Source organism: Marinobacter antarcticus (assembly GCF_011049865.1).
GTDB classification, from domain to species: domain Bacteria; phylum Pseudomonadota; class Gammaproteobacteria; order Pseudomonadales; family Oleiphilaceae; genus Marinobacter; species Marinobacter antarcticus_A.
Map to the genome: position 1 here is coordinate 20,652 of NZ_DRGY01000035.1, position 11,689 is coordinate 32,340.

The following is an 11,689-nucleotide window of genomic DNA, read 5'->3' on the forward strand; positions in this document are numbered from 1 at the left end:
CGGCGCTCACACGTTGAGTTCGATTCAACCGGGAAAAATATTATGACCTCCTCACTTCCTCGGCTCTACTCTTTTCGTCGCTGTCCCTATGCCATGCGTGCCCGGCTCGGTCTCTTGTTTGCCGGGTTGCAGGTGGAGCTGCGGGAGATCGTCCTGAAGAACAAGCCGGCTGAAATGCTGGCGATTAGCCCGAAAGGCACCGTGCCTGTTTTACAGTGTTTTGAGGGTGCTGTGATTGAGGAGAGCCGGGACATAATGGTGTGGGCGCTTGAGCAGCAGGATCCGCAAGGGTTGTTGGATGCACAGGTTTTGCACCAGGCCAACGCTCTGATCGAGCAAAACGACAACGAGTTCAAGTATTGGCTGGATCGCTATAAATACGCCGACCGTCATCTCGAAATGTCCCAGAAAGAGTATCGGCAACGGGGCGAAGCCTTTTTACAGGTTTTAGAGGCGTTGCTGTCTAAAAACCCTTTCCTGCTGGGGACTAACGTGACCATCGCAGATATTGGCATCGTGCCGTTTGTTCGCCAATTCGCCTATGTTGATCGCGATGTTTTTGACAGCCTACCCCACCCCAACCTGCAGCTTTGGCTACAACACTGGCTGGAGCACCCATTCTTTCTGCAAACCATGACCAGGTTTCAGCCATGGCAAGAGGGAGATGACGTGGTGGTTTTTCCTAGGCAGCGTCTGACGTGCGGCCGGTAGAAATCTGATTGCGCCCCTGAACTTTGGCCTGATATAGCTCTTCGTCGGCCTTGGAAATAGCGTGTTCCAGGGTGACATGTTGAGCGTGCCGGCTGGCGACACCCACACTGATGGTGCATCGAATCATTCTGCCGTGATCGTTGACCACCAGTTGCTCGATATTGTGGCGAAAACGCTCAGCCACGGTGCGGGCTTCGGCCTCGTCCGTTTCCGGCAACAAAAGCGTGAATTCTTCACCACCCCAGCGGGCCAGAAGGTCGCCTTTGCGCCGGGAGTTATCGAGCTCGTCGGCAATTTTTTTCAATATCCTGTCGCCGGCCGCATGGCCATATTGGTCATTGATGCTCTTGAAATGGTCAATATCGATCATAGCCACGCACACATTGCCGCCCTTGCGCGTGGACAGGCTCCACAGTGATTCGGCGACAGGCAGAAAACCACGCCGGTTGTTGAGGCCGGTCAGCAGATCGATCTGGGCCGTTCGCTCGGCTGTCACTCGGGCCACTTTGTTTTTACGGGTCAGATCGGCCAACGCCAACATCAACAGAATGGCGTCCACTACCATGCCGATGTCGAGGGCATGGTAGCCAAGCCGGGAATAACGAATCACGCCGTCTACCGTCAAGGCCGTAACAGAGGCGCCAATAGCGGAGGCCAGTGTGCCCAACATGAAATAGCGTGTGGATTGGTTACCTGCCATCCAGCTCGACACGCCCATGTAGAGCATCAGCACCGTGAACACAGGCACAACCAGGAACGCCAGTTGTAGCGCCATACCCTGTTTGTCCAAGGCGAAAAACACACCAAAGAGCGCGAAATAGGCCACACCGATGGCCTGGATGGTTTTATGAAGCCTTGGTCGGTAGCGTCGGGTTTTCAGAAAACTCGTCGCAAAAGCCAGGCCAGAGCTGACGAAACACAGCATGAACAGCGGTGGCGCCCACTGTTGCCAGCCCACGGAATCGGGCCACAGCAGGGCCATGCCGATACCGTTGTAAGACGCCGTCACAACCACGAACGTGCCCGTGTAGAGCGAGTAGAACAGATACCGCCACTTCCGAAGGCCGGCGAACAGCATCAGGTTGTAGGCAGACAGCGCAAACATAACGCCGTACACGAAGCTGAAGAAGATCGCCTCTGCCTGCTCTCGGCTATGGTTTTCGGTAATGCTGGAAAAGTAGAGTGGCACCACCATTGGATCTGCCGTCTCAACGCGCAGTAATAGACGTGCCTTGCCAGGCGGAAGCAGAAAATCGGCGCTGGGTAGGCGTTTGGCAATGGAACGATGCCCCAGCGCGATACGATCACCGCCAACAAAATGCTGTGGCTGTTGGCCTTCGGTTATGAGAAAGAAGTCGACCCTTTCCAGCCAACCTGTTCCGACGGACACGCGCCGCAAAATGGGGTCGGCGGTTGGATTGGACACGTTCGCCACCAGCCATATCGCACCGGAATTGATGCCATTGGCTAACACGCTGGTCTCCGGGCGCGCCAGGACAGCCGGATTAGCACTGATCAGAGACTGAACGTCGTCAACGGAGAGCGTTTCTCCTTGTTCAACGAGGTAGGCCACCCGATCGGTCATTGCGCGCTGGTAGTCGGCGCGAGCGTCAATCAGGGGCCATGCGCCGTAGTCGTGCGCTGGTTCCGCCTGCGCGCCTGTTGTCAGGTTCAGAATGGCCAGAAGGAAAAAGAGGAACCAATGCCGTTGCACTTGATTATATTTCCGTGAATATTTTTGCATTGGTTATAGGTAAACCTGCGAAACTTACCGAAGGCCTCCAGCTTTTACTCGATTGATCATCCGATACGCGCAGTTTATCAGGCTATTGTCTGATTTTACGCGAACAAAATGAACCTGCGAATAACCCTGCCGTAGTTCTTGAGCACCCAATCTATATTGCCTAGAATGGCGCTCTTTCTATTTAATGCAGGTCATTACCATGAACGATACGAAATCGCTGCCAATGTTACCGGATCGACTTTCAAGAAACCCCCATAGTGCGCATCACGTAGCAGAAGTCTTCGATCACGATATTGGTATTCGGCTTAATGGTAAAGAACGAACCAATGTCGAGGAATATTGCATCAGTGAAGGTTGGATAAAAATCGCCTCGCCCAGAGCGCTGGATCGTCGCGGGCAGCCGATTCTGATGACACTGAAAGGAAAGGTTGAAGCCTACTACGATTAAGTAACGAGGTTAGCGACCGACGATCGATCTGATGGATGGGCGGGGGTTTTTCCGGCCCCCTGTTAGAACCAGACCAAGACACGATGGTCGTCGTTAATTCGCAGTCCTTTGGAGAAGGTTCAACCCCTCCTTTGCGCACGCTTCATCCAGGTGCCCCCCTGGTGCGCCGCCAACGCCAATACCACCAACACGGACATCATCTATAACAATCGGCAACCCGCCTCCAAGAATCACGAGTCTTTCATCCATATCTCGCAACCCTTCAAGAAAGGGCTTCTCACCGATCATGCTTGCCAGTTTTCCGCTGGGCTCTCCCACGCTTGCAGATGTAAATGCTTTTCCAAAGCTGCTTTTAATCGTATGCGGGCCCGCCATAGGATGACGCGATTGAGAGAGCAGAACACCACTTCGGTCTACAATTGCGACCGAAACGTTAAAGCCATCATCTGAGCATTTTTTTAACGCAGCATTGACGGCTTTCTGAGCCAGTTCCAAAGGCAGATAACTCTGCTTGGGTAGCGTTTCGGCGTGTAAGCTATTGATAGATAGCAAGATCAGTGCTGCAACAGCAATATTTTTGAACATAACCAGACCCCCGCAATAACCATGGGACAATAAACACAAGCTAGGCTTTTGTTCACAATCAATCAACTGTTTTGCGCTTTGCTCTGGTCTACCGTGCAACCTAAGGCCAGCTGCCACAGGTGATTCCGGTGAGCGTAATATAGCTGCGATCATTTCCTTTCCAGAACTTACACCTGCAAAAATGCTTGCCGGGTTGGGGGGTAAGCTCTGTTGCCATCGGCTTTGCCTTTAAGAGTATCTTTGAGAATTTTTTGGCGGGCATCGAAATCCCCTTCCCTTACAGAACGCTTACGTTTAAGGATTGAACTCAGGGTAGTGAGCCACATTCGATGATTTCTACTGAATCAGGTAGTCCAGTGCGTTGTTGATCGGGCATAACGTCGGTGTAGAAACGATCAACGTACCTGAACGACGCTACTTTGCAGTATGAGTTCGGAGTCCACTTGCTGTGATCAGCCACCAACAGGCGGGCCCGGGTATTGGTGATTATCGCCCGGCTCACTTCGGCCTCGCGAATGTCATAGTCCATCAGGCCGATCTTGTGGTCCATTCTGCCGGTACTGATGATGCCGAAATCGGTAGTGAAGGAACTGAAGAAACTGGTTACTTCCGGCCCCACCACGTCGTGGTGATTGTGCCGATATTGTCCGCCAGAAACGATCACTTCAATGCCGGAATTTCCCGAAAGCGCTGAGGTCACGCTAAAGTTGTTGGTCAAAACCCGCAGCGATTTGTGATGGGCCAGCGCTTGCGCAACCAGCTCAACGGTACTGCCTACCCCGAGGCTTACGGTGACCCCTTCGGGAATATCAGCAGCGATGCACATGGCCATTCGCTTTTTGGTTAGCAGATGGCGTACCTGACGGTCTTTCATGGACGCTGTAGTAGCGCTAACAGGCAAGCTGACGCCGCCGTAACGACGGCGCAATAATCCCAGCTCGCACATTTTGTTGATGTCACGACGAATGGTTTGCGTGGTGACGCCAAAGCGCTGAGCTATGTTTTCAACTTCGACATGCTCCTGCTCATGCACCCATTCCAGGATGCTACGCTGCCGTTCTTTGGCGTTCATCAGACTCAATGCTCAATCGGTTAAAACCCTTGTTGATGTCGGGCGAGACGCGTGATGGGCTATTTCAGCCCGGGTTCTGCACGCTGCCGCAGCCAGGCCTCCGCCATTTCAGCAAAGCCCAAGCCCGAGCGCTGGCTGACAATCGCCGCCGGCCGGTGGGTCATGATGGGCAGGTGCTTGCGAATGTTAGCCACACCCACACTCATTGGAAAGCTGCGAAACATGCTCTCATCATTGGGTGCATCGCCAATAAAGATGGCGCGCTGCTGCAACGCCTGGGTCTCCAGGCCCAGTAATTCACGCCCCACCCGCAAAGACATAGTGGATTTGTCGAAATCCCCCAGCCAGATGTTGATGTGAATCGAACTCTGCCGAACGTTAAAGCCTTGGGCAAGTAACGCGTCGTGAATGGCTGCAACTTGCTCGGGGGTCAGCGACTGCTGCTGGTTGTAGTCCACCGCCACATCCACATAGCGGAAGGGTTGGTCGGTGGCGAGCTTGGGTTCAAAATCCAGCTTCAGCGCTGCAACAGCCTCCAATATGGTTTGCTGGTCACGGCGGTGTTTCAATTCGTCGTCCCAGTAGCGCCAGCTTACGGTCTGTGGCTCTGTGCGCTCTGCATAGAATGCGCCCCCTTCCCCGATAACGGCTCGCACCGGCCAGGTGCGTATGATCTGGTCGCACCAGCCGGCGCAGCCTCCGGTCACCGGAATCACGCTGATGCCGGCTTCCGCCAGGCGACAAAGCGCCAGGTATGTCTCTGGTAGCAGCCGGCCGTCGGTCGTCAGCGTATCGTCCACATCGGTGAACAGAATGTCTGCGTTACCAAACTCAATGTTGTCTTTCATGTTATCGGCGCTCCAGTTCACATCGGGCAGCGGACTGTTCAAGACTAAATCACCTTTTTGCGCAGAACGCTGGTCAGCGCCTCGCCCAGAATAACCAGAACAACGATGGCGAGCAGGATGGTAGCAACAGTCTGCCAGGCGAACAGGTCGATAGAGCCCTGCAGTAGCACCCCGATGCCCCCGGCGCCCACCAGACCCAGCACGGTAGATTCACGGATATTGATGTCCCAGCGCAGAATAATGATGGCAAAAAATGCCGGCATTACCTGAGGCACAATGGCGTACAGCACCACCTTGAATTTGCTGGCGCCGGTCGCTTCCATAGCCTCGACCGGGCGGCGATCGATTTCCTCAATGGCCTCGCCCATCAGCTTGCCGATGAACCCGACGGAGCGGAACATAACCGCCAAGATACCAGCCAGCACACCAGGGCCAAATATAGCCACGAAGAGCAGTGCCCAGATGATGGTGTTCACTGAACGGCTCGAGACCAGAATGAACCGGCCAATCCACAGGGTGACCTTGTTCGGCGTTGTGTTCTGCGCCGCGATGTAAGACACCGGCAAGGCGATGAAGATCGTCAACATGGTGGACAGCGTGGCGATATGGACAGTCTCCAGCATGGCGGAGAATATCGCATTCCACTGACCGAACTCCGGCGGCCACATGCGTGCGCCCAGGCTTTGAATCTGATTGGGTGCATCCCACACCCAGGGCCAGAAGATGTCGATGTCGCGCACCGCCCATACTACAGCCATGAGCGTGATCAGATAGACCGCATAGCGCGTCAGCTGTTCTTTGCGGTCATAGCGTGACCAGGCTCGATCGGCCAATTTTGCAGCGTGATCTACCATACTTTTTTCCTCACCCATCCGCTCAAGCCTTCACTGACCAGAATGATCGCGATAATCATCAGCAAAATGGCAAAGGCGAAATCGTAATCGTAGCGTCCGAATGCGTTCATGAGCGTGCCACCAATGCCACCGGCACCCACAATCCCCACAACCGCGGAAGCGCGAAGGTTGCTGTCGAGTTGGTACATAGACAGCCCTATTTGACGCGGCATGATCTGCGGGAATACCCCATAAACCAGTATTTTCATGTAGCCGGCGCCTACCGAACGCATGGCTTCCACCTGACCCCAATCGATTTCCTCGATTTCTTCAGCCAACAACTTGGCGACAAATCCGATGGAGTAGAGAGTCAGGGTGAGAATCCCCGCCATTGGACCAAACCCGACCGCAGCAACAAACAGAATGGCCACGATCACCGGGTGGAAACTGCGGGATACGATAATCAAGGTGCGGCCCAGCAGATAAACGGGCAGCGGCGCCACGTTCCGGGCAGCCATCACCGCGATGGGCACCGAGAGAAGAACACCCAGCAAGGTCGCCAAAAAAGCGATCTGGAAGCTTTCCTTGAACCCTGTCCAAAGCAAGCCCGCACGTTCAAAGCTTGGCGGGAAAGCACCCCCGAAAATTTTGCCTGCCCGGGGCAAGCCCTCGGAAATACGCTGCCAATCGAAAGGCAGTGTGGAGAATGCCCAGTACAGATAAACCAGGGTGATTGCGACCAGCCCATAACGAACCCAGGGATTTGCTATGAATGGAGGCTTTTTCCAGATCCTGCCCGGCCGTGCACCGTTTGCAGTTCGGTCGGATGTCATGCCGTAGCCTCCGGAGCCGGGGATGCCTGTTGCTCTGGATCACCGCCATCTTCTTCCGGTGATTCGATACCACCGTAAATGGCATCCAGTGCATCCTGATTGAAATCCTTGGGCTCACCGTCGAAAATCATCTGCCCATGGCGCATGCCGACAATGCGATCGGTATACATCCGCGCCTGTGTAACGTTATGAATGTTGATCAATACCGGCAGCGACATTTCACTCGCAAGGCTTTGGAGCAGGCCCATGATCTGCTGCGAGGTTTTTGGGTCCAACGACGCCGTTGGCTCATCCGCCAGCAAGATCTGAGGCTCTTGCATCAATGCACGCACCACCGCAACACGCTGGCGCTCGCCACCCGACAACTGATCTGCCCGTTTATCGGCGTAATGCGCGATACCCACACGCTCCATAAGGCTGAAAGCGCGGTCGATATCGGATTGGGGGAAGCGGCGCGTCAAGGCCTGGAAAAATGACACATAACCCAGACGTCCGGAAAGTACGTTCTCCATAACCGTCAAACGATCGATCAGGTTGAAGCCCTGAAAAACCATGCCGATGCGCCGGCGGGAATGGCGTAATTCGCTTCCGCGAAGATTGACCAACTCATGGCCGTTCAGCTTGATCGAACCGGAGGTCGGCTCGACCAACCGGTTTATGCAGCGCAGCAACGTGCTTTTGCCTGCACCGGAAGCGCCGACGATGGAAACAACGCTGCTGCCCTCGACCTTCAGATTAAGGCCTTTGAGCACAGGGTCGTTTTGCCCATACCGCTTTACGAGGTTGGTAATCTCTAACATGTGGTTCACTCCGGACAGAGCCCCTGACGGTTAGTCAGAGGCTCTTATGCTGCTTACTTAAGATTATCGGGGGTGTACTGGACGCCATTGGAGGCTTGAATGGTGCGAATAACCTTCCAGTTGTCTTTGTAATTGATGGGAACAAAAGTCTCGACGCCTTCGAACTCGTCACCCAGCTCGGTGCCTGCGAACTTGAAGGTGTAAAAAGCCTCGCGGATTTTCTCAACCAGATCAGGATCCAGGTTGTGTGCGTAGTTGTAAGACGTTGTCGGGAAACGGTCTGATTCCCAAATCAGACGCACGTCGTCTGTGTCGTACAACCCACGGGCGGCCATACGCTCTACCACTTCGGAGGCTACGGGGGCGGCGTCGTAATCTTTTGCGACCACGCCAAGCATGGACTGGTCGTGGCTACCCGAAAAGGAAATTTCATAGTCTTCGCCCGGTACGATGCCCATTTCCGGGAACAACGCCCTCGGTGCCTGGTTACCCGAGTTGGACGTGGGCGAAGTGTGCGCGACCCGCTTGCCTTTCAGGTCTTTGATTTCGCGAATATCGGAATCTTTATGCGTAAAAACCTGCAGCGTATAACCAAACTGACCCGAATCTGAACCCATCAATGCAAAGGGAACCGCGCCGGCAAGGTTAACCGCGAAAGGCGTTGGGCCAGTGGAGAAGCCGGCGATATGCAGGCGGCCACTGCGCATGGCCTCTACCTGGGCAGCGTTGGATTGCACGGCGAAGAAGCGCACGTCCCGGCCGGTGACTTCAGACAGGTGATCAATGAACGGCTGCCAGATATCGGAGTAGATGGCGGGGTCTTCAACCGGCGTGTACGCAAAAATTAACGTGTCGGGATTGCTCCACTGTGATTTGTCAGTGGGCAAATCAGCAACCATATCGCCGTTTTCGTCGCAATACAGAGCGTCAAGCGCGCCGCGTTCACAATCAGCCAGGGCCTGGCCACTGAAACCTGACATTAAAACCGAAGCCGCCAGGGCAGCAGACGGCAATACACCGGGAAGCATTTTTTTATAGAAATTCATTGTTATTCTCCGTCGGGAGCGGTTCATGCATGAGGACCTCATGCGGTGTATTGAACATCTGGAGAGGGTTCCGCTCCATGGTTTGCTATTGCGAGATGTTCAATTGAACATTAATAGTAGCAATAATGTGTCATCAGGCAACACCCGGGATGCCTGATGACACATTAGCGGAGAATTTTATCGGGTGCTTGTTGAGCCTGTCTCAACCGAATCCGCCAGCATCTCAGCGGTAATCGCCGACAGGGTCCAGCCCAGATGACCATGGCCCGTGTTGTAGAACACGGTAGGAAGACTGCCCGGCCCTACTCGCGGCATCATGTTGGGCAGCATGGGGCGCAACCCCGCCCAAGGCACAACGCGCCGGGTACAGACGCCCGGGAAGCATTGCTCTACCCAACGGGTAAGCGGGCGAATCCTGTCATCCCGGATATTGCGGTTGTACCCGTTGAATTCCGCTGTACCCGCCACCCGGAATCGGGTGTCACCCAGCCGGCTGGTCACCAGCTTGGTGGCATCGTCCAGCAGGCTGACGGTTGGCGCTGCTTTTTGAGAGGCTTCGTCGTCCAGCTCAACGGTAATGGAATAGCCTTTCACCGGATAGATGTTGACCCGGTCTCCCAGCTTCGCGGCCAGCGCGCGGCTGCCAACGCCGGCGCAAATCACCACGCCATCGAAGGTGTCGCGGGTTTGCTGCCCGTCGTCAAATGAGGTTACCCACGCATTGGACTGATCCGCGCTCAATTCAGTTACCGTGTGTCCGTAGCACGTCTTTACACCAAGGCGCACAATTGCCTCTGCCAGACTGTTGGTGAACTTGTGGATATCACCGGTTGAATCGCTCTCGGTAAAAAAACCACCGTAGTAGGTGCCGGCCAAGGTGGGTTCGATCGCACGCATTTCCTCGGGAGTAACAGCCCGGCGTTCCAGACCTCCGGCGGACAGCAGCCTCGAGACGTTCGCAGCGTGATCGAAACCGGCTTTGTCGCGATAGATATGCAAAATGCCCTGCTTCTTGAGGTCGAAATCAATACCTTCTTCCTGCGCCCATTCGAACAGGTAATCGCGGGCAGCAATCGCCAGGCGAGCGGTTTCGGTGGTGTTTTTTTCGTACTGGGGCATTGCCGCACAAAACTCGGCGAACCAGCTCAGCTTGTGCCAGGAGGGCTTGGGGTTGACCAGTAAGGGGGCATCACTGTGGAACATCCACTTGATGCCTTTGGCTATGGTCTGCCAGTTGTTCCAGACTTCGGCATTGGAGGCCGAGAGTTGGCCACCGTTGGCGAAGGAGGTCTCCATCGCCGCGTAGCGGTGCTTCTCGTAAACGGTCACATCCATGCCACGCTTGGCCAGGGTGTATGCGGTTGTGATACCGGTAATGCCGCCGCCAATAACTGCAATTCGCTTCATAGCCATCTCCAGAGAGCGTCCAGGGTTTCCTCTCTACGCGCAGTGGTAGAAAGCACCCCTTCCGTCACGGTACCTGAGAGATTCACGCGCCGTTTTAATAAAACCGGCCGCTTGCTCCTTCGGTGTGCCGACTAACGCAGTCGCCGACAGCTCTTCGGAAAGTCTTCATGTTAGCGGTCCGTTTGCCTGAGAGTTTCCGGGGCAGTTGCTCCTTCGGCGCCGATCACACTGATGTGCAATGCAGTCTCTCCCGCTAACACGTCGGATTTGCAATTCATCCTATCCTGCTTCGCAACATAGCAAATAATTCAGCTTTACAACATCTCCGCTATTATTCGGCTTTGTTCTGGTTCATTCCAGATATCGCAACAACGACGCCTTCGTCTGCTGCCAGCTTGCCTTGGCAAATAGCCGGATAGATTTCTGCCAGCCCGCTCAGGCCTTCCACCGTTCTGATTTTTAACCAGTTGCGGCTCCAGGCGGCCGATGCGTGCATAAAGCGTTCGCTCCGCTCAGAGAAACCCTGCGGGCCCCAGTCTTTCATGCGTTTTTGTATGTACGAAGGCACAAAGAAAAACTCGCTTTTAGTCTCATCCAGCCCCGCATCCCCCTGGCTCTCGGCCCAATGGGTCAGGCCGACTCTGATACTGTAATTCAGGTTCTCTCCCAGCCGTTGGGCCAGCCGCTTAAGCAGCGCGCTGTTGCCCGACATATCGACGATAACGGTCGGCAGGCTTGTATTGATTTGATCGAGCTCGTCATAGGTCATCGCCTGCTCGTATACCTCCAGTTGCTTCACCAGGGGAAGGTTGTGTGACGAGGTGAGCGCAACAGCGGGTGGTGCGTCCGGATCGTTTGCCAGTGCATAGGCCAGGCCGATGCTTGTTTTGCTGGAGGCGCTGAGAATGATGATTTGCTGGGCCTGGTGCCACTGTTTATCTTTGAGAGCGTCCCATAAACAGAACGATGTGATATGGAGCGGCCATAAAAGCATGCGTTCCGCTTCGGCCCTTTTGTCAGCCCTTTGGTCGGCCCCTACTCCCTGTGGGATTCGGGTGTAGCTGTTATAAGCCGGTGGCAATTCTGCTCGATGTGCGCTGCCTTCCATCAGTTGATGTTCAGTAATGCGTGTTGGCTGCATAACAACGTGCGTTGCGGGCGGGAAGTAACCAAATAGCCTCTCGCCTGCGGTTATCTGATCACAGCGGGAGTCGATAACGTTTGCAAAGCCCCAAACCGGGATGACGCCCCAGCCAGCACTGTCCTCACCCACAGGCGGGTAAAACTGCCAGTAACCCAGCATGTCACCGGCCGCCGCGTAGGTAATGTTGTTGGCAGTGAAAGAGAAACTGTCTACGGCAA

Annotated in this window: 12 protein-coding genes and 1 riboswitch; of the genes, 2 read left to right on the top strand and 10 right to left on the bottom strand. The window is 54.8% G+C overall.

Going from position 1 to position 11,689, the window contains the following annotated elements:
• The first annotated feature begins 42 nt into the window (after window positions 1-42).
• Window positions 43-711, top strand: a complete 669-nt coding sequence (locus ENI00_RS04460) for a glutathione S-transferase (RefSeq protein ID WP_304099375.1) — start codon at window positions 43-45, stop codon at window positions 709-711.
• Here ENI00_RS04460 and ENI00_RS04465 read toward each other — a convergent pair.
• Complete coding sequence (locus ENI00_RS04465; RefSeq protein WP_304099380.1) at window positions 683-2,425, bottom strand: sensor domain-containing diguanylate cyclase; 1,743 nt, start codon at window positions 2,423-2,425, stop codon at window positions 683-685. The two genes, ENI00_RS04460 and ENI00_RS04465, sit on opposite strands and share 29 nt — an antisense overlap.
• Before the next feature lie 229 nt (window positions 2,426-2,654).
• On the opposite strand from ENI00_RS04465, the gene ENI00_RS04470 reads away from it, so the two are divergent.
• Entirely contained in the window at window positions 2,655-2,903 is a 249-nt protein-coding gene (locus ENI00_RS04470) for a DUF3297 family protein (protein ID WP_304099384.1), read from the top strand.
• 93 nt (window positions 2,904-2,996) lie between these two features.
• Here ENI00_RS04470 and ENI00_RS04475 read toward each other — a convergent pair whose 3' ends face one another.
• The 9 genes from ENI00_RS04475 to ENI00_RS04515 all read right to left on the bottom strand — a co-directional run.
• Entirely contained in the window at window positions 2,997-3,488 is a 492-nt protein-coding gene (locus tag ENI00_RS04475; RefSeq protein WP_304099387.1) for a GlcG/HbpS family heme-binding protein, read from the bottom strand.
• Window positions 3,489-3,795: 307 nt separating this feature from the next.
• Entirely contained in the window at window positions 3,796-4,560 is a 765-nt protein-coding gene (locus ENI00_RS04480) for a DeoR/GlpR family DNA-binding transcription regulator (protein WP_304099391.1), read from the bottom strand.
• Between the two features lie 59 nt (window positions 4,561-4,619).
• Window positions 4,620-5,450 carry an HAD-IIB family hydrolase gene (locus ENI00_RS04485; RefSeq protein ID WP_304099394.1) on the bottom strand — a complete coding sequence of 277 codons (831 nt, stop codon included), beginning with the start codon at window positions 5,448-5,450 and terminating at the stop codon, window positions 4,620-4,622.
• A 2-nt stretch (window positions 5,451-5,452) separates the two neighbouring features.
• The gene (gene phnE / locus ENI00_RS04490) at window positions 5,453-6,262 is read right to left on the bottom strand and encodes a phosphonate ABC transporter, permease protein PhnE (RefSeq protein WP_304099396.1); all 810 of its coding nucleotides are present in this window, start codon (window positions 6,260-6,262) and stop codon (window positions 5,453-5,455) included.
• On the bottom strand, window positions 6,256-7,074 hold the full coding sequence (gene phnE / locus ENI00_RS04495; RefSeq protein ID WP_304099399.1) for a phosphonate ABC transporter, permease protein PhnE: 819 nt from the start codon (window positions 7,072-7,074) through the stop codon (window positions 6,256-6,258). The genes phnE (ENI00_RS04490) and phnE (ENI00_RS04495) overlap by 7 nt, the downstream gene beginning before the upstream one ends.
• Window positions 7,071-7,874, bottom strand: coding sequence for a phosphonate ABC transporter ATP-binding protein (gene phnC / locus ENI00_RS04500; RefSeq protein ID WP_304099402.1), 804 nt, complete (start codon window positions 7,872-7,874; stop codon window positions 7,071-7,073). The genes phnE (ENI00_RS04495) and phnC overlap by 4 nt, the downstream gene beginning before the upstream one ends.
• A 53-nt stretch (window positions 7,875-7,927) precedes the next feature.
• Window positions 7,928-8,920, bottom strand: a complete 993-nt coding sequence (phnD, locus tag ENI00_RS04505; protein WP_304099405.1) for a phosphate/phosphite/phosphonate ABC transporter substrate-binding protein — start codon at window positions 8,918-8,920, stop codon at window positions 7,928-7,930.
• Window positions 8,921-9,097: 177 nt separating this feature from the next.
• A complete protein-coding gene (locus ENI00_RS04510) occupies window positions 9,098-10,327 on the bottom strand; it encodes a D-amino acid dehydrogenase (protein ID WP_304099408.1) in 1,230 nt (409 codons plus the stop codon).
• A 164-nt stretch (window positions 10,328-10,491) separates the two neighbouring features.
• Window positions 10,492-10,590: riboswitch (glycine riboswitch) on the bottom strand.
• Between the two features lie 68 nt (window positions 10,591-10,658).
• Window positions 10,659-11,689 (bottom strand): DUF2855 family protein (locus ENI00_RS04515; protein WP_304099411.1); only part of this gene is annotated, 1,031 nt, incomplete at its 5' end.